At 55.6% G+C, this 18998-nt stretch carries 17 protein-coding genes; 11 read left to right on the top strand and 6 right to left on the bottom strand.

What is annotated here, in order from left to right; genetic code table 11:
* Window positions 1-10: 10 nt before the first annotated feature.
* From ACJJIF_RS03670 to ACJJIF_RS03660, 3 genes are all read right to left on the bottom strand, one after another.
* Window positions 11-1354, bottom strand: coding sequence for a replication-associated recombination protein A (locus ACJJIF_RS03670; RefSeq protein WP_444930891.1), 1344 nt, complete (start codon window positions 1352-1354; stop codon window positions 11-13).
* Entirely contained in the window at window positions 1347-1958 is a 612-nt protein-coding gene (lolA, locus tag ACJJIF_RS03665; protein ID WP_444930890.1) for an outer membrane lipoprotein periplasmic chaperone LolA, read from the bottom strand. The genes ACJJIF_RS03670 and lolA overlap by 8 nt, the downstream gene beginning before the upstream one ends.
* 94 nt (window positions 1959-2052) lie before the next feature.
* The gene (locus ACJJIF_RS03660) at window positions 2053-4398 is read right to left on the bottom strand and encodes a DNA translocase FtsK (RefSeq protein ID WP_444930889.1); all 2346 of its coding nucleotides are present in this window, start codon (window positions 4396-4398) and stop codon (window positions 2053-2055) included.
* A 754-nt stretch (window positions 4399-5152) separates the two neighbouring features.
* Between ACJJIF_RS03660 and trxB the strand changes: the two genes are divergently transcribed.
* The 4 genes from trxB to infA all read left to right on the top strand — a co-directional run bounded on the left by trxB (window position 5153) and on the right by infA (window position 7938).
* A complete protein-coding gene (trxB, locus tag ACJJIF_RS03655; RefSeq protein WP_444930888.1) occupies window positions 5153-6100 on the top strand; it encodes a thioredoxin-disulfide reductase in 948 nt (315 codons plus the stop codon).
* A gap of 89 nt (window positions 6101-6189) precedes the next feature.
* Entirely contained in the window at window positions 6190-6882 is a 693-nt protein-coding gene (aat, locus tag ACJJIF_RS03650; RefSeq protein ID WP_444932313.1) for a leucyl/phenylalanyl-tRNA--protein transferase, read from the top strand.
* Window positions 6875-7594: an arginyltransferase gene (locus ACJJIF_RS03645; protein WP_444930887.1), complete on the top strand. Its 720-nt coding sequence runs from the start codon at window positions 6875-6877 to the stop codon at window positions 7592-7594. Before aat ends, ACJJIF_RS03645 begins: the two co-directional genes overlap by 8 nt.
* 125 nt (window positions 7595-7719) lie before the next feature.
* On the top strand, window positions 7720-7938 hold the full coding sequence (infA, locus tag ACJJIF_RS03640) for a translation initiation factor IF-1 (protein WP_010130378.1): 219 nt from the start codon (window positions 7720-7722) through the stop codon (window positions 7936-7938).
* 101 nt (window positions 7939-8039) lie between these two features.
* Here the strand turns inward: infA and clpA are convergent, their stop codons facing one another.
* Entirely contained in the window at window positions 8040-10319 is a 2280-nt protein-coding gene (gene clpA, locus ACJJIF_RS03635; RefSeq protein WP_444930886.1) for an ATP-dependent Clp protease ATP-binding subunit ClpA, read from the bottom strand.
* 134 nt (window positions 10320-10453) lie between these two features.
* Window positions 10454-10834, bottom strand: coding sequence for an ATP-dependent Clp protease adapter ClpS (clpS, locus tag ACJJIF_RS03630; RefSeq protein ID WP_444930885.1), 381 nt, complete (start codon window positions 10832-10834; stop codon window positions 10454-10456).
* Window positions 10835-11285: 451 nt separating this feature from the next.
* Between clpS and cspD the strand changes: the two genes are divergently transcribed.
* A complete protein-coding gene (gene cspD, locus ACJJIF_RS03625; RefSeq protein WP_444930884.1) occupies window positions 11286-11573 on the top strand; it encodes a cold shock domain-containing protein CspD in 288 nt (95 codons plus the stop codon).
* Window positions 11574-11677: 104 nt separating this feature from the next.
* Here the strand turns inward: cspD and icd are convergent, their stop codons facing one another.
* Window positions 11678-12928 (bottom strand): NADP-dependent isocitrate dehydrogenase, encoded by a 1251-nt coding sequence (icd, locus tag ACJJIF_RS03620; RefSeq protein ID WP_444930883.1) that lies wholly within the window; start codon window positions 12926-12928, stop codon window positions 11678-11680.
* A gap of 149 nt (window positions 12929-13077) precedes the next feature.
* On the opposite strand from icd, the gene ACJJIF_RS03615 reads away from it, so the two are divergent.
* From ACJJIF_RS03615 to ACJJIF_RS03590, 6 genes are all read left to right on the top strand, one after another.
* Complete coding sequence (locus ACJJIF_RS03615; RefSeq protein WP_444930882.1) at window positions 13078-13680, top strand: pseudouridine synthase; 603 nt, start codon at window positions 13078-13080, stop codon at window positions 13678-13680.
* 97 nt (window positions 13681-13777) lie between these two features.
* Window positions 13778-14923, top strand: coding sequence for a tRNA 2-thiouridine(34) synthase MnmA (gene mnmA, locus ACJJIF_RS03610; protein WP_444930881.1), 1146 nt, complete (start codon window positions 13778-13780; stop codon window positions 14921-14923).
* A 6-nt stretch (window positions 14924-14929) separates the two neighbouring features.
* Entirely contained in the window at window positions 14930-15568 is a 639-nt protein-coding gene (hflD, locus tag ACJJIF_RS03605) for a high frequency lysogenization protein HflD (protein WP_444932312.1), read from the top strand.
* Between the two features lie 15 nt (window positions 15569-15583).
* A complete protein-coding gene (gene purB, locus ACJJIF_RS03600) occupies window positions 15584-16957 on the top strand; it encodes an adenylosuccinate lyase (protein ID WP_444930880.1) in 1374 nt (457 codons plus the stop codon).
* 132 nt (window positions 16958-17089) lie between these two features.
* Entirely contained in the window at window positions 17090-18244 is a 1155-nt protein-coding gene (locus ACJJIF_RS03595; protein WP_444930879.1) for a JmjC domain-containing protein, read from the top strand.
* Window position 18245: 1 nt separating this feature from the next.
* Window positions 18246-18668, top strand: a complete 423-nt coding sequence (locus ACJJIF_RS03590) for a GNAT family N-acetyltransferase (RefSeq protein ID WP_444930878.1) — start codon at window positions 18246-18248, stop codon at window positions 18666-18668.
* The last annotated feature ends 330 nt before the right edge of the window (window positions 18669-18998 follow it).

Genomic DNA, 18998 nt, shown 5'->3' with positions numbered 1-18998 from the left:
CCGTTTCCTTCTATCTTGGCTCTCGGTAACGCTGCTTGTCACTCTCGCGATTTAAGCGGCGCAACATTTGCAGTTTTTCTGAAATCTTTAACTCCAACCCTCGGGAAACCGGCTGGTAGTACTCGCGCTCGGCAATCTCTTCGGGAAAGTAATTCTCCCCTGCCGCAAAAGCATCGGGCTCGTCGTGGGCGTAGCGATACTCCGCACCGTGGGACAGGCTTTTTGCCAGCTTGGTGGGTGCATTGCGCAAGTGCACCGGCACTTCGTAGCTGGGTTCGCGCCGGACATCCGCCACCGCGCGATTGTAAGCGGAGTACACCGCATTGCTCTTTGCCGCTACCGCCAGGTAGGTAATGGCCTGGGCGATAGCCAATTCACCCTCGGGGCTGCCGAGGCGCTCCTGCACGTCCCAGGCATTGAGTGACAGCTGCAACGCTCTTGGGTCCGCATTGCCAATATCTTCACTGGCCATACGCACCACACGACGGGCGATATACAGTGGGTCGCAGCCCCCGTCCAACATCCGTACAAACCAGTAGAGCGCCGCATCCGGGTCCGAGCCCCGCACGGATTTGTGCATGGCTGAAATTTGATCGTAGAAATAGTCACCGCCTTTATCAAAGCGGCGCACATCGGCACTGAGCACCTCGGCGAGCACGTCCTCATCGACGATCAGGCGCCCGCCCTCCTCTTTGGCCAAGTCGCAGGCCACCTCTAACAAGTTTAAGGCGCTGCGCGCATCCCCATCGGCAGCCCGGGCAATCTTACCCAGCACTTCCTCGGGAATCTTAACGCTCCGCTCTCGCAACTGCGGATCGGTTTGCAGGGCGTGGCGCAGTAACCCCAATAACTCAGCTTCGGGAATACTACGCAAGAGATAGACCCGGCACCGGGACAAAAGCGCATTGTTCAGTTCAAAAGACGGGTTCTCCGTCGTGGCGCCGACAAAGGTTACGGTGCCCTCTTCCACATAGGGAAGAAAGGCATCCTGTTGACCTTTATTAAATCGATGCACTTCATCGACAAATAAAATGGTGTGGCGGCCCGATTGTATGCGGTGCTGCTCCGCTTCGGCCACCGCCTGGCGAATATCTTTCACCCCGGCGAGTACCGCAGACAGCGTGGCAAAGCGGGCATCGCACTCCTCCGCCAGCAGTCGCGCAAAGGTGGTTTTACCGACGCCGGGAGGCCCCCACAAAATCATGGAGTGCAGCTGGCCGCGCTCTACCGCCTCGCGCAGAGGTTTGCCCTGCCCCAATAAATGCGACTGGCCCACATAGTGAGCCAGGGATGTTGGCCGCATACGGGCCGCGAGGGGTTGGTGGGTTCTGGGGGTATCGAACAGATCACTCATCTTTAATAATGTCAGTACCGGCTGGGGGCTCAAAATCAAATATAGAGGCAGCGAGTTTTGGGTTCGCCTCAATACCACTGAACTGGATTTCAGTGGTCTGGCCCATACCATCGCGCACAGTCATCGCTGACGGCAAGCCATTTTGGGCAAAGCGAATTTCCATGGCCTTAAATGGGGCCGATGGATTCTTGGGGGTCAAATGATAAACCCCGTCTTTGAGACTCACATTAAAAGAGCCTCGGATCTCCTCGACTTTGCCCCCCAGTAACAGCGCCGGAGTATCTTTAATGCGGGCATCTACCGGGCGGATTGTCACCTGCTCCAGGTCCGGGTCGTACAGCCAGAGGGTCTTATTGTTTGTCACCAGCAGTTGGGGGTAAGGCTCGCCGGTTTTCCAGCGCAATTTACCCGGGCGCTGCACCGAAAAGTTCCCATTGCTCTTTTGCGTCACTTCACCGCGCTCATCGATCAGCGTCTGGCTAAAATTGCCCGAAAGCGCCTCCAGCGGCTTGAGCAAACCGCTCAGATCATCGGTGGCATCAGCCCAGGCTGCGCTGGCGGTAACACTGATTGAAAGCAGCAGACCGTGCAGAATTCTTTTCATAGTAGGGTCTCAACATATTAATTTTTTAAAGATTAGCCCCGCCTAAGTGAACCGTGGCTTAACCCGCCAGCAGCCCCCGAGGGCTAACCTTCTATCAGGCTGGCGGCGGCGCCAGCACCTCTCGATTGCCGTTGTGGCCCGCTGGAGAGACCACCCCGGCCGCCTCCATGGCGTCAATAATTCGAGCCGCGCGATTGTAACCAATCCGCAACTGGCGCTGCACAGAAGAAATTGATGCCTTGCGCGACTTGGTAACGAAGGCGACCGCTTCATCGTAGAGCGCATCGGCTTCGGGGTCTTCGTCCTCACCGCCTTCAGACTGCAATCCCGGTACCGGGATGCTGTTGTTGCTGTCATCGACAATACCGTCGATATACTCGGGCTCACCGCGACGCCCCCAGTCGGCGACAACTTTATGCACTTCGTGATCATCGACAAAAGCGCCGTGGACACGCACCGGCACACCACTTCCCGGCGGCAGGTAGAGCATGTCACCGTGGCCCAACAACTGTTCCGCACCGCCCTGATCAAGAATTGTGCGGGAATCCACTTTGGAGGATACCTGGAACGCCATGCGAGTGGGTACGTTGGCTTTAATCAAGCCGGTAATAACATCCACCGATGGGCGCTGAGTTGCCAGCAACAGATGGATACCGGCAGCACGGGCCTTCTGGGCAATTCGCGCAATCAGCTGCTCGACCTTTTTACCGACAATCATCATCATGTCAGCAAACTCATCGATAACCACAACGATGGCCGGTAGCGCTTTCAGCGCTGGTGCGGTTTGTTCATCTTCCGGTACGCTGGAGGCGGGGTCTGGCTGCCAGATAGGATCAATCAGCGGTTCACCGGCCTCTTCCGCCTCTCTCACTTTGCGGTTAAAGCCCGCCAGGTTTCGCACCCCCATTGCCGCCATCAATTTATAGCGGCGTTCCATCTCACCAACACACCAGCGCAAACCGTTGGCCGCATCGTTCATATCGGTGATGACCGGGGTCAGCAAATGCGGAATGCCCTCGTACACCGAGAGCTCCAACATTTTCGGGTCTACCAGAATCAGGCGGACTTCATCGGGTGAGGATTTATACAGCAGGCTCAACAACATCACGTTGATACCGACGGATTTACCCGAGCCCGTGGTACCCGCTACCAACAAGTGGGGCATCTTGGCCAGGTCGGCGACTACCGGCTGGCCGGAAATATCGTGGCCCAGTGCCAGTGTCAGTGGCGACTTGGCATTGTCGTAGACATCCGCTGACAACACTTCACTGAGGCGCACCATCTGTCGGTTTTCGTTGGGAATCTCAATACCCACCACCGACTTGCCCGGAATTACCTCGACCACGCGCACACTGATCACCGCCAGTGAGCGGGCCAGGTCTTTTGCCAGGTTGGAAATCTTGCTCACTTTAACGCCGGGCGCCGGCTGAATTTCAAAGCGCGTTACCACCGGCCCGGGGAGTACAGAGACCACTTCGGCAACAACGCCAAAGTCCTTCAGCTTAAGCTCTAACAAACGGGACAGCGCTTCGAGGGACTCCCTGGAAAAGCCGGCCTTCTTGTTTTGATCTGCGGGATCGAGAAGACCCAGCGGCGGCAGGGTGCCGGTAACGGGCGTATTTTTGAAAAGCTCCTGCTGCTTTTTTTCTTTTGCCGCCCTGGGGCTCTGCTTGGGTTTGGGCGCAACCGGTTCGATCTTCGGGGGGATTCGCTTGGCCACGCGCTGCTTCTCCTCCTCGACAGCGGCCTTGCGCACGACGATCGCCTCCCGCGCAACTCTTTGCTCGTTGCGTTTTTGGCGCCAGCGCTGGTAGAGACTGCCCAGCAGGGCAAACAGGCCGAGGACATTTTTACCAATCGTTTCCGCCAGCTTGAGCCACGACAAGCCGGTAAATACCGTAACACCAATAGCAAATATGGCCAGCAGCAGAATGGTGGCGCCAACGTAACCGAGGCTTGATCCCAGCGCAGAAGACAGGGCATTGCCAATAATGCCCCCATTGGTAAACGGCAGAGGGGGATCGGCGGGATCAAAACACAGAGTCGCCATAGCCGCTCCAGTGATCAGCACCAGCAGCAGGCCAAAAACCCTCAAGGCAAATAGGGGCAGGTGGAAGCGCGCATTGCGATCGCGCAGAATATGGTAGGCCCGCAAACCAATCAGCAAGGGGAACAGGTAGGCCATCCACCCCAACAGAGACAGGCACACATCCGCCAGCCAAGCTCCGGCCGGACCGATGGCGTTGTGCACTTGCCGGGAACTCCCCGTCTGCGACCAGCCCGGGTCTTCTGCACTAAAACTTAACAGGCTGATGGCGAGCAGCAGAGCACCGGCCAGCAAACTGATCAGGGCCCCTTCGCGAACGAGTCGGGCGATCAGTGAGTCTGGCAATGCATTACTCTCCGCAGGGCTTTTTTCAGTTGCACTTTCGGCCTTCAATGGCTTACCTCAATAATTCTGTACTTTTTATATCCACATAGATTCGACAGGGTTTAGCGGAAAGCAAAATTTCCAAACCTTTCGACAAACTTCTGTACTACCTACAGAAGAAAATCACTCCATCAAACCATTTTACAATTTACGCTTTCAGATTGCGCCTTCCGGGCCCCAGTATCTAACGGTTTTTGTGATTTGGTGATAGCGCTGAAAAACGGGGAGCGCCCCCAGCCGGTATTCTCTTCTAAATTGATCGATTTGTACGTGTGGTAGATGCAATTTGGCATTATCGCCGAAGTATATTGCCCTCCACCTTTCCCGCACACGCCGCCGACAATCGCCTGGACCGCCCCCTCACAACCACTGTGGCGAACTGTGCGCAGGGTTATTTTGATTGCGACAGTATCCAATGATTCAGCGGGATAGCGCGAATCCGCCTACCTCTCCGCCCACCTCCTACCGAGAGAGGCCGACAACTCCTAGCTTAATATCGGAACTTTTCTATATTTTTCAATATCTTACAATCTATATCCAAAGTTAATCCAAAGCTTGAAGCAAGCTCTGGTGCCACTTGGATCGGGCTGGATAGGCGCGCTCAATCGAACAAATTAAAGCAAACTATTTCGCCGGATTGTAAATATCGCCTATTATATCGCCCAATTTAATAGTCTCGCCCGATCAAAAAGTGGACGGGCATACAGGCTCCCAGTCTATTGGGTAAACTTCACAAATTGGCTGTTTTTTTAAAGAGTACTTCATGAGCAATAACCATCATCGACTGATCATCCTCGGCTCAGGCCCCGCCGGTTATACTGCGGCGATCTACGCTGCCCGCGCAAACCTGAACCCGGTTGTTATCACTGGTATGCAGCAGGGTGGCCAGCTGACCACCACCACTGAAGTAGAGAACTGGCCGGGCGGCATTCCGGAACTTCAAGGTCCGGACCTGATGGTGCAAATGCAGCAGCACGCAGAGCGCTTCGAAACTGAAATCATCTTCGACCACATCGAATCTGTCGATCTGAAGCAGCGCCCTTTCACCCTGAAAGGCAATGAAACCTACACCTGCGACTCCCTGATTATCGCTACTGGCGCTTCCGCTCAGTACCTGGGCCTGCCCTCCGAAGAGGCGTTCCAGGGTCGCGGCGTCAGCGCCTGTGCAACCTGTGACGGTTTCTTCTACCGCGATCAGAAAGTCGCTGTTATCGGTGGTGGCAACACGGCAGTTGAAGAGGCCCTGTACCTCTCCAATATCGCCAGTGAAGTAACCCTGATCCACCGCCGCGACGAGTTGCGCGCAGAGAAAATCCTTCAGGATCGTCTGATGGATAAAGTGGAAAACGGCAATATCAAAGTCTGCTGGCACAACACCCTGGACGAGGTTTTGGGGGATGATAGCGGTGTTACTGGACTGCGCCTGCGCAACACCCAGGATGACACCACCCAGGAATTGGACGTTTCCGGTGTGTTTATTGCTATCGGCCACAAACCGAATACCGGTATCTTTGAAGGCCAGCTCGAGATGAATGGGGGTTACCTCATTGTGGAGAGCGGCCTGAATGGCAATGCCACCCAGACTTCTGTTCCCGGTGTATTTGCTGCAGGTGACGTATCCGACCACATCTACCGCCAGGCGGTAACTTCTGCGGGCACCGGCTGTATGGCCGCTCTGGACGCCGAGCGCTTCCTCGACGCCGAGAAGTAATTTGAACCTCCGGGCAGAAATCTTTCTGCCCGGCCCTCCCCCCTAGCGACAGGAGTCAGATCGTGGCAGGGAACACCCAAGGCCGCCTGATGTGGCTCGACCACAGCGTTGTCGGCTTTCCCCCTACCGAGCATGCACTGGACGACCCCAACGGCTTGCTGGCCGCCGGTGGCGACCTGACCCCCGAGTGGCTGAGTGAAGCCTATCAGCGGGGCATATTTCCCTGGTATTCAGAGGACCAGCCCATCCTGTGGTGGAGCCCCTCCCCCCGCTGCGTGGTCATCCCCGAGAAATTTCGTATAGGCCGCACGCTGCGCAAGGTATTGCGTCGGGGCACCTTTTCAGTCACCTTTGACCACGCCTTCGCCGACGTCATCGAGGCCTGCCGAGAGCCCCGGGCGAATGAAACCGGCACCTGGATCACCGATGAGATGTGCGATGCCTATATCGATATGCACCATCAAGGGCTCGCCCACTCTGTGGAGGTTTGGCGGGATGGCCAGCTGGTAGGTGGACTCTATGGTATTGCTTTGGGGCGGGTATTTTTTGGAGAGTCGATGTTCCACCGGGAGACAGATGCTTCAAAAGTCGCTTTTGCCCACCTCGTTCGGCAATTAGAATTGTGGGGCTGCCCACTGATTGACTGCCAGGTGAGCAATCCTCACCTCAGCAGCCTCGGCGCAGTGGAAATATGTCGTCAGGATTTCGAACAGCTGCTGGCGGACGGCGTTAAACAGCCGCCTTTCCCGCAGCCCTGGAAGCTTTCGTGGACTTATGGGTAAATATTCTCAGCTGGATTCGGTGCGCCTACTGGCCACCCTGCCCCACCCCTGCGGCTACCTGCCGGACCAGGAGGCGACGACGGTATTTGTCGATCCGCAAACCGATGTGGATCAACGGCTCTACAACCGTCTCTCCGAGCTGGGCTTCCGGCGCAGCGGCGCCTACCTCTATCGCCCGCAGTGCGCGACCTGCCACGCCTGTGTGCCGGCTCGTGTACCGGTAAGCCTGTTTGTCCCCGACCGCAACCAGCGCCGCTGTTGGAAGCGCAACAAGGATCTGGACATCTTTCATGTCGAGTCCATCGATACAGATGAACACTACGAACTCTACGCCCGCTATATCGAGCAGCGCCACGCCGACGGGGAGATGTACCCGCCCAGCCGCGAGCAGTATCGCAGCTTTCTCGGCCAGGCCTGGGGCGCCACGCGCTATATCGAGCTGAGGGCGCGGGGCAAGCTGATTGCCGTTGCGGTGACTGATATCCTGACTGCAGGGCTGTCAGCCATCTATACTTTTTTCGATCCCGAGGAGGACAAGCGGAGCCTGGGCAGCTACTGTATCCTCTACCAGATTGAGTGGGCCAGACGCCTGGGTCTATCCAATCTTTACCTGGGCTACTGGATCGAGCAGTGCCATAAAATGGCCTATAAAAGCCAGTTTCGCCCTATTGAAATGCTAAAAGAAAACCGCTGGAGCCTTAAATCGCTCTAGTTTAACCCACACGCCCTTTGCTCTATCTTGCCTTTTCGTGCAAAATGCTCGCCCGTCAAGCCGCGGCTAGGCCAAAGAGCCTCCGGGGTAAAGGTCTGATCACGTTATTGTAAGGTTGCTGCCGCATGGCAAAAGACGATTATATTGAAATGGAAGGCGAGGTGATCGACACCCTGCCGAACACTACTTTCCGCGTAAAGCTGGAAAACGGACACGTGGTAATTGCGCACATCTCTGGAAAGATGCGCAAGAACTACATCCGCATTCTCACCGGTGACAAGGTGAAGGTGGAGCTGACTCCATACGACCTGAGCAAGGGCCGCATTACGTACCGCGCGCGCTAATCTGCTCAGAGGCCAAAGCCGTGAGGCTGCTTGGCCAAAAACAAAAAAGCCACCTTGCGGTGGCTTTTTTGTTGCTTACCTGAAGCTAACTCACCTTAACCTCAGGCCGGCACCGCTGTCTTAATCGCCAGCTCATCGTTCTCAATGGTGACGCACACACGCCCGCCCTCTTCCGCCAGCTCGCCAAACAGCACGGCTTCCGCCAGGGGTTTGCGCAGCTTGTCGCGAATCAAGCGGGACATCGGCCTCGCGCCCATCTTCTCGTCATAACCCCGCACCGCCAGCCATTCGCGGGCCTCATCATCGACGATCAGTGTCACCTTGGAGTCATCCAGCTGCGCCTGCAACTCAACGATAAACTTATCTACCACCGTCTTCACCACCTCCAGAGGCAGGGAGCGGAACTGGATAATATTGTCGAGGCGGTTGCGGAACTCCGGGGTAAACATCTTCTTGATCTCCTCCATACCATCGCTGGAGTGATCTTGATGGGAGAAACCGATAGAGCGACGGCTCATCACCTCCGCCCCGGCATTGGTCGTCATAATCAAAATGACATTGCGGAAGTCCGCTTTGCGGCCGTTGTTATCGGTCAGAGTGCCGTGATCCATTACCTGTAATAACAGGTTGAATACTTCGGGGTGCGCCTTCTCAATTTCATCGAGCAGTACAACACTATGGGGGTGCTTGGTCACCGCATCGGTCAACAGGCCGCCCTGATCAAAGCCGACATATCCCGGCGGCGCGCCGATCAAGCGGGAAACCGTGTGGCGCTCCATATATTCAGACATATCGAAGCGAATCAGCTCGATACCCATCACTTTTGCCAGCTGACGACAGAGTTCTGTCTTGCCGACACCGGTGGGCCCCGAAAACAGGAAGGAGCCGATGGGCTTCTCTTCAGACCCCAACCCGGCGCGGCTTAACTTGATCGCCGTACCCAGCGCATCGATGGCACTATCCTGCCCAAACACCACCATTTTCAGGTTGTCGTCGAGGCGTGATAACTGCTCCTTATCGGAGGCAGAGACACTCTTGGCCGGTATCCTCGCCATTTTGGCGATCACCATCTCAATCTCACAAACCCCGATAACCTCTTTGCGCTCCTCGGCGGGCAGCAGAGATTGATAGGCTCCGGCCTCATCGATCACATCGATGGCCTTGTCCGGCAGGAAGCGCTCGGTGATATGGCGACTGGAGAGTTGCGCAGCGGCATCCAGAGCCCCGTCGGTAAAGCGAACCTTGTGGTGATCCTCAAAGCAGCTTCTGAGCCCCTGCAAAATCTGCACGGTCTCCTCGACCGAGGGCTCGCTGACATCGATCTTCTGGAAGCGGCGCGACAGCGCGCGGTCCTTTTCAAAGATGCCGCGATACTCAGTGAAGGTAGTGGAGCCGATACAGCGCAACTGGCCGCTGGAGAGCAGCGGTTTGAGCAGGTTGGAGGCATCCATCACTCCGCCAGAAGCGGCGCCGGCACCGATGATGGTATGAATCTCATCGATAAACAGCACCGCGTGCTCGCGCTTCTTAAGCTCCGCCAACAGCGCCTTAAAGCGCTTCTCAAAATCGCCCCGGTACTTGGTTCCCGCCAACAGGGAGCCGAGATCCAGCGAGTAAATTGTGCTCTCTTTAAGGGGCTCGGGAATATCCTCATCGACAATGCGGCGAGCCAGACCCTCTGCAATCGCCGTTTTACCGACGCCGGACTCCCCCACCAACAGCGGGTTATTCTTGCGGCGGCGGGCGAGCACCTGTGTGACGCGCTCTACCTCGGGCGCACGCCCCACGAGTGGATCAATACGGCCGAGAATTGCCTCCTGGTTAAGATTGGTGGCATAGCTCTCCAGCGGGTCGGAACCACCCGGTTCAGCCCCCCCACCAATTTCCTCATCGACCTGTTCGGGGGCCGCGTCGGAACTGTGATGGTGGTTATTGCTACTGGAGCCGACACGGGAAATTCCATGGGTGATGTAATTGACCACATCTATCCGCGCAACACTCTGCTGCTTCAGATAATAAACAGCCTGGCTCTCCTGCTCACAGAAAATGGCAACCAGAACATTAGCTCCGGTGACTTCCTTTTTACCCGATGACTGGACGTGAAAAACAGCCCTTTGCAGGACCCTCTGAAAGCCCAGTGTCGGCTGGGTTTCGCGATCTGTATCGGCCTCCGGGATCAACGGTGTTGTGGAGTCTACAAACTCCAGCAATTCACGGCGCAATGCACTTAAATCCGCCCCGCACGCATGTAATACATCTGCTGCGGATTCATTATCCAAGAGCGCCAGCAATAGGTGCTCGACGGTCATGAATTCATGCCGTTTCGCGCGAGCACCCTTGAACGCCAGATTAAGCGTTACCTCTAAGTCCTTGCTGAGCATCTAAACCTCAAACCCTAATCGCCAATATTTCCCGCCGACTCCACTGGTAGGCGCGCACCCTTCGCCGGCGTTTATACCCTGGCTGATTCCCTTCAGGTGACGGGACCCTTTGTTCAATGCAGCTTTTGTCAGAATCAATCCTCTTTGCTTTCGTCCGCTTCAATTTCACATAACAGGGGGTGCTCATTCTCTTGCGCGAACTGATTGACCTGTGCGGCCTTTGTCTCCGCTATATCCCGAGTATAGACACCGCACACCGCTTTTCCCCGTGTGTGAACCTGCAACATCAACTGTGTGGCGCGCTCCCGGTTTACTGAAAAAAATAACTCCAAAGTCTCAACAACAAAATCCATGGGGGTGTAATCATCATTGAGCATGATGACTTTATACATAGGTGGCCGCTTCAGTTGAGGCGGCGCCTCTTCAAGAGCCAACCCACCATCAAAATCATCGGAGTAAGGATTGCCCCCATCGGAGTCACTGGAGCTTAGTTTAATGATTTGCGAAGTACTCATAACAAATATCAGTGAATTCTATCGAGCCTGAAAATTGCACCCAATGCAACCCTCAATGACGTCACATTGTAACCTTATTTGACACTTGAAACAGCGATCAAGGGAAAACCCAAGCCCCAATTAACCCCGCAATACCACTAGCGACCTAGTGAGGGACTGACGCCAGACGCAACTTATCGCCAAAATAGCCACTGCGGCCAGCAAGAATTACACGTAGCGGCCACCCCCATCAAGACCCTTCACGAGCCAATCAGCGAGACCGCCTGAACGATTCACCCAATTAACCGGCGACTCCCTTGACATTCCACTAGCCGTTGACTACAAGAGGTAGTGATCGCTACATCAAACGTTAGTCGCAGATAGGATCGCAGCCGGCTAACCAGCAGGTCAAATAAATATAAAAACTCTGTAAGGTGGCCAGGGGCCACTCAGGCAATTAGAGGGAATCGTTATGCCTACCGGTACTGTAAAGTGGTTCAACAACGCTAAGGGATACGGGTTTATTCTTGCAGATGAGGGAGGGGAGGATCTGTTCGCGCACTATTCCGCTATTCAGATGGAAGGCTACCGAACCCTGAAGGCGGGCCAACAGGTCACTTTCGATATTATTCGAGGAGACAAGGGCTATCACGCCGCCAACATTTCTGCACTCACCTCCGAAACCACTTCGCACAAAAATGAAGCAGACGTAATACACGCAGAGAAGCCCAGGGAGAAGGAGGCCGAAGCCGTCGGCTAAAGCGCCTCAACCCACAGGCAATAAAAAAGCCCGTCACTAACGTGAAGGGCTTTTTTTATGGGACTCGGGCCAACTCAGAGCCGGCCCGGCCTCACGGGTGCGGCTTATGCCATGTGCTTGATAACTTCGTCACCAAACGCAGAACAGGACTTCAGCTCAGCACCGTCCATCAGACGCTCGAAATCGTAGGTTACGGTTTTGGCTTCGATAGCACCTTCCATACCCTTGATTACCAGGTCAGCGGCTTCGTTCCAGCCCAGGTGACGCAGCATCATCTCAGCGGAGAGGATCAGGGAGCCCGGGTTAACTTTGTCCTGACCAGCGTACTTAGGCGCAGTACCGTGAGTCGCTTCGAACAGAGCAACGTCGTCAGACAGGTTTGCACCCGGCGCGATACCGATACCGCCCACCTGCGCAGCCAGTGCGTCAGACAGGTAGTCACCGTTCAGGTTCAGGGTAGCAATTACGTCGTACTCAGCCGGACGCAGCAGGATCTGCTGCAGCATAGCGTCAGCAATTACGTCCTTAACAACGATTTCTTTGCCAGTCTTCGGGTTCTTGAAGCTGTGCCAGGGACCGCCGTCCAGCGGCTGAGCGCCAAACTCGTCGCGCGCCAGCTCGTAACCCCAATCGGCGAAGGCACCTTCGGTGAACTTCATGATGTTGCCTTTGTGTACCAGGGTTACGGAATCGCGATCCTGGTCCACAGCGTACTGGATAGCCTTGCGCACGAGACGCTTGGTGCCTTCAGAAGAAACCGGCTTAACGCCGATACCACAGTTCTCAGAGAAACGGATTTTCTTAACACCCATCTCGTCTTGCAGGAACTTGATAACTTTCTTAGCTTCGTCGGTGTCAGCTTTCCACTCGATACCCGCGTAGATATCTTCGGAGTTCTCACGGAAGATAACCATGTCTACCTTGTTCGGCTCTTTAACCGGAGAAGGTACACCGCTGAACCAGCGAACCGGACGCTGACATACGTACAGATCCAACTCCTGACGCAGAGCAACGTTCAGGGAGCGGAAGCCGCCACCAACTGGAGTGGTCAGAGGACCTTTGATGCTGACAACGTAGTCTTTGATCGCTTCCAGAGTTTCAGCCGGGAACCAGTCGCCAGCGTAAGTCTCTGCCGCTTTCTCACCACAGTAGATTTCCATCCACTCGATTTTCTTTTCGCCGCCGAAAGCTTTTTCTACAGACGCGTCGATCACCTTGCGCATTACCGGGGTGATATCCACACCGATGCCATCACCCTCGATGAAAGGAATAACCGGGCGATTCGGAACATTCAGCGAACCGTCGGAATTGACTGTAACTTTTTCGCCGTCTGCCGGCACTTGGATATGACCCATATTGCGTAAACTCCCAAAATTCTATGACTTTTTAGGTCCAGCGTTGCTTGCACCGCTCCCCCGGGACCTTGGGGCGGGGATAAAAAACGGCCGGATTATAGCAGCCTCGGCTAATTTTTGTAGTTGGATTACAATACTCAATTTTTGTTATGGCCAAGATTATTCTCCTCAACAAACCTTTTGGCGTGTTAAGCCAATTCACCGACGACCAGGATCGAGCCACTCTCGCCAACTATATTCCGCACAAAGGTTTCTATGCGGCGGGCCGTCTGGACTACGATTCTGAAGGTTTACTACTACTGACCGATGACGGAGCGCTACAACATCAAATTAGCCACCCCAAGCGCAAAATGCCCAAGACATACTGGGCTCAAGTGGAAGGTGAAGTCAGTATGGATGCCCTGTATATGCTCAGGCAGGGTGTCGATCTGAAAGATGGCCGCACCGCCCCCGCCAAAGCAAAGCGTCTGCCGGATATGGAGCCTTGGCCCCGCACGCCCCCCATTCGCGAGCGCAAGTCGATTCCAACCAGCTGGCTGGAGTTGACCATTTCCGAGGGGCGGAATCGCCAGGTCAGGCGGATGACCGCCGCTGTGGGCTTCCCCACCCTGCGATTGATCCGGGTATCCATTGGCAACTGGAAGCTCGACGCCCTGAAGCCCGGCGAATACCGCACAGAAGAGGTTTTCAGCCCCCCCAAACCCCGCACAAAGCCGCCACACAATCGCAATCGGCCGCGCCGAAAGCGATAATCTATAACGGAAGATCAAAGCGGTCTTGGTCAAAAGGGGCGATCACAGGTAAAATTCGCCCCCCTTTCATACCAGTGAAGTAGTGACTGTCCCTCTTATGCCTGATTCCACCCACAACAAACAGCCAAAGCGCGTTATCGTCGGCATGTCCGGCGGTGTAGATTCCTCTGTGGCCGCACACCTACTGATCCAGCAGGGCTATCAGGTAGAAGGCCTGTTTATGAAAAACTGGGATGAGGACGACGGCACGGAATACTGCACCGCCAAGGCGGACCTGGCCGATGCCCAGGCAGTTTGCGAGAAGCTGGGCATCAAGTTGCACACCGCCAACTTTGCCGCAGAGTACTGGGACCACGTCTTCGAGTACTTCCTGGCCGAGTATAAAGCCGGGCGCACTCCCAACCCGGACATCCTGTGTAACCGGGAAATCAAATTTAAGGTCTTCCTTGAGTACGCCGAAGTACTGGGTGCCGATGCGATCGCCACCGGACACTATACCCGCCGCCGCGATATCGACGGCCGCGCCTACCTATTGAAGGGGCTCGACGGCAACAAAGACCAGAGCTACTTCCTGCACGCGGTGGGAGAAGCTGAATTTGCCCGCTCCCTGTTTCCCCTTGGCGAGCTGGAAAAACCCGAGGTTCGCCGCATCGCCGAAGAAAACGGCTTTATCACCCACAACAAGAAAGACAGCACCGGCATCTGCTTTATCGGCGAGCGCCGCTTTAAGGATTTCCTTGAGCAATACCTGCCCGCCCAGCCCGGCAATATGGAAACGCCCGAGGGTGAAGTTATGGGGCGCCACGCGGGCCTGATGTACCACACCATCGGCCAGCGCCAGGGACTCGGTATTGGCGGGGTCAAAGGTGCCGGCGACCAACCCTGGTATGTGGTCGGAAAAGATCTGGAACGCAATGTGCTGATTGTGGCTCAGGGAGCCCACCACCACCTGCTTTATGCCACGGGACTGGAGGCGAGCCAGACCCACTGGATCAACGGCGCAGCACCGGGCAAAACTTTCCGCTGCCAGGCCAAGACCCGCTATCGCCAGCCGGACCAGGATTGCACCGTGCACCTGCGAGACAACGGCGATCTGGTAGTGAATTTTGATGAACCACAGCGTGCAATCACGCCAGGGCAATCCCTGGTGCTGTACGATGGGGAGACCTGTCTCGGTGGTGCGGTAATCGAGAGAGCCACCGGAGTTGGCACCGCAGTACCGGAAAAATACAAGAAAGATTAAGGAGTAATTTTGAATAACTGGCGGGATCAGGCACTGGCACTGGCAGGAATATTCCAATCCGCAACACTGGTGGAGCGCCTGGCCAAAACGGGCTCTGCACCGCAGGCACAGCTGGAAACCGGGGTGTACAGCCTCTTCCAGCTCAACCCCGATCGCACTGAAGAGATTTTCGCCGGTGCAGACAAACTGCTGCCCGGCTTAAAGGTATCGCAACAAATTCTGAAAACCCGGCAACACCCGGAATATACCGACGGTCTGCGCTACGCCCTCTCGGTGATCTACTTGCAGCGACAGCTCAGTAAAAATAATGACCTGCTGTCTATTATTGGCAACCGCCTGGATAAGGCCAAGGCACAAGCTGAGCACTTCGAGCTGACTCACGAGAATGTATTTTCCAATCTCGCCAGCATCTACAGCGATACTCTCGGCACCTTCCGTTTTCGCATTCAGGTACTGGGCGATTTCAACTACCTACAGCAGCAACGCATAGCCAATCAAATTCGCTCCATGTTGTTTGCCGGTGTTCGCTCGGCAACCCTGTGGCGACAGCTGGGTGGGCGCCGCCTGCACCTGCTGTTCCAGCGTAAAAAACTTTTGCGTGCGACCGACGAACTGATCGCACATATCGAATCTATAGAACACTAATCCCGGAGATTTACTATGACAGTTGAGCTTTCCGCACTCACAGCGGTATCCCCTATTGATGGTCGCTACGAGAGCAAGACTGCCCCCCTGCGTGAAATTTTCAGTGAATACGGCCTGATCCGCGCCCGCGTTGAAGTGGAAGTACGCTGGCTGCAAAAACTTTCCGCCCATACAAAGATCGCCGAAGTTGAGCAGTTTGATGGAGCGGCCAACCAATTGCTCGACAGCATTGTGGCTGATTTCTCCCTCGAAGATGCCGAGCGCATCAAGGAAATCGAGCGCACCACCAACCACGACGTCAAAGCGGTTGAATACTTCCTCAAAGAAAAAATCAGCAGCAACGCTCAGCTGGCGAAAGTGAGCGAATTCGTACACTTTGCCTGCACCTCTGAGGACATCAACAACCTGTCCCACGCCCTGATGCTGCGCGCCGGCCGCGACAGCGTTATGCTGCCGGCGATGGAAGCCCTGATTAAAGCCATCGCAGACCTGGCTCAGGAGTTCGCCGATGTCCCCATGCTGTCCCGCACCCACGGCCAGACAGCCAGCCCCTCTACTGTCGGTAAAGAGCTGGCCAATGTTGTAGCGCGCCTGCGCCGCCAGGTTGCTCAGATCAAAGCGGTACCACTGCTGGGTAAAATTAATGGCGCAGTGGGCAACTACAACGCCCACCTGTCTGCCTACCCCAATATTGACTGGGAGCAAAACGCCGAAGAGTTTATCTCTTCACTGGACCTTACCTGGAACCCCTACACCACCCAGATCGAACCCCACGACTACATTGCCGAACTGTTCGATGCCGCTGCCCGCTTCAACACCATCCTGATCGATTTCGATCGCGATGTGTGGGGTTATATTTCTCTCGGTTACTTCAAGCAGAAAGTGGTTGCCGGTGAAGTGGGCTCCTCCACCATGCCGCACAAAGTGAACCCCATTGACTTCGAAAACTCCGAGGGCAACCTGGGCCTCGCCAACGCCGTATTCCAGCACCTGGCCGCCAAACTGCCGGTATCCCGCTGGCAGCGCGATCTGACAGACTCCACTGTGCTGCGCAATATGGGGGTGGGTGCGGGTTACTCCGCCATTGCCTATGCCGCCACCATGAAAGGCCTGGGCAAACTGGAAATCAACCGCGAACGCCTGGCGGAAGACCTGGACAATTCATGGGAAGTATTGGCGGAGCCGATCCAAACGGTTATGCGCCGCTACAACATTGAAGAGCCTTACGAAAAACTGAAGGCCCTTACCCGTGGCCAGGGCATCACCCGCGATACCCTGAAAGTGTTTATCGAGAACCTGGAAATTCCCGCAGAAGCCAAGAGCGATCTGCTGGAAATGACCCCGGCATCCTATATCGGTAATGCCGTAGCGCAGGCTCGCAAAATTTAACCGAGCCCAGGGCTCAGCGGCACCCAGTGTGGCTGAGCCCAATTTGCAGAGACAAAAATACAGCGGATGATTTCGAGTAGCGAAATATCCTCAAGCGAACAAATTCCAGCCCATCTGACAGTGAGAGTTACCGTGGCCAGCCCCCTTACCCACCTTGGCGACATGCCCATCGAAGTTTTTATGCGTGACTATTGGCAGCAGAAACCCCTGCTGATACGCAACGCCTTCGCCGATTTTGAGTCGCCTATTTCCGGTGAAGAACTCGCGGGCATGGCCCTGGAAGAGGCGGTCGAGTCTCGCCTGGTATTGGAAAATGGTGAAAGCGGTCCCTGGGAGCTGCGCACGGGCCCATTCACTGAAGAGGATTTTCTCTCCCTGCCCAAAACCCACTGGACACTACTGGTACAGGCTGTCGATCAGTGGATGTCAGAAATCGCCGAACTGAAAGATTTCTTCCGCTTTATCCCCGACTGGCGCCTGGACGACGTAATGATCAGCTATGCCGCCGACAAGGGCAGCGTCGGCCCCCACTACGATCACTACGACGTATTTCTCCTTCAGGCCGAAGGCAAACGCCTGTGGCAACAAGGCCCCAAAGTGGATGAAAACGACCCTCGCCTGGAGGGCACCCCACTCAATATCCTGAGAGAGTTTGAAGCGGAAAACAGCTGGGTATTAGAACCCGGCGATATGCTTTACCTGCCGCCCCAGTACAGTCACTGGGGTATTGCCGAGGGCGGCTGCACCACGATTTCCATCGGCTTCCGCGCCCCCTCCGCCGCAGCGATCCTCGAAGACCTCGCCGCCGAAGTCGCCATGGATTTGCCGGACAGCCAGCGCTACACCGATGCCGGCGCCAAAGTGGCCGAGAACCCGGCAGAAATTGATCCCGCCTCTGTCGCCCGCCTGCAACAACAGCTCGGCGAATGGCTACAGCAGCCGGAAAAAATTGCCCAGTGGTTTGGCGCGGTTATGACAGAAGCGAAATACCCGGATACTGTCGCCCTGGATGCCGACGATGCCGCAGACTGGCGTGAGCAGATGCCCCAGGGCGTGCAGCTGGTATTGAACCCCGCCTCCAGAGCGGCCTTTTGCCGCGAACCCGCCACCTTATTTGTGGATGGTGAAGCCTTCCCCTGCCCCCTGGCATTTGCCGAGCAGTTTGCTGAATCCCATGAAATATCCTGGGATGATATCGAAGCCTTCCCGGAAATTGCCGAAGACAGCGGCCTCCTCGATCAACTGGTTGCCCAGGGTACCCTGATCTACCCCCCAGAGGATTTCTAATATGTCCATAGCCATACGCCCGGCCGACTGGAACACTGACCGAAAGGCTATTCGCTCAATACGCGAAGCGGTCTTTGTACAGGAACAGCAGGTCCCCGCAGATCTGGAGTGGGATGATCAAGAAGAGACATCCCAGCACTTTCTCGCCTACAGTGAAGCGCTCCCAGTGGCTACCGGGCGCCTGACTAAAGAGGGAAAGATCGGGCGTATGGCCGTCCAAAAATCCTCACGGGGTCTGGGCGTTGGGGCAAAGTTACTGCACGCTATTTGCGAGCACGCCCGCCAGCAGAACCACCAGCATCTCTATTTGCACGCACAGCAGCAGGCTCAAGGCTTCTACCTGAGAGCCGGATTTGAAGTTGAAGGCGAGGTTTTTTACGAGGCGGGAATTCCCCACGTGAAAATGGTGCGGACATTGATTTAACCCTTTTCGGGCCCGGCCTGCCGACAATTGTGGGCAGGCCTTTACTTCACCTCTTCCTGTCCCCTCCCCTATACGCCAAGCCGCGCTTATCAGCGCCGGCAACCCCTCCCCCCTACTGATTACGATTCGCGAGATGTTGCTATTGATAGAAAAAAACCATTTGATAACGACTTTATAAGTGTATTCTTTTTATTATTGAAATTGACTCGGTAATGGTGGACTTGAAACTCACTGCAGCCGCCTGAAAGGCCCTGCGCTCGCCCCTCAAAGGCATCCTTTTAACCCCGATGGAAACATGCCCGCGTCAATAACAGCGCCGCCAGCTACTTG

The organism is Microbulbifer regidiadema (SeqCode), from assembly GCF_052467605.1.
This window is presented reverse-complemented; position numbering and strand designations above follow the sequence as displayed.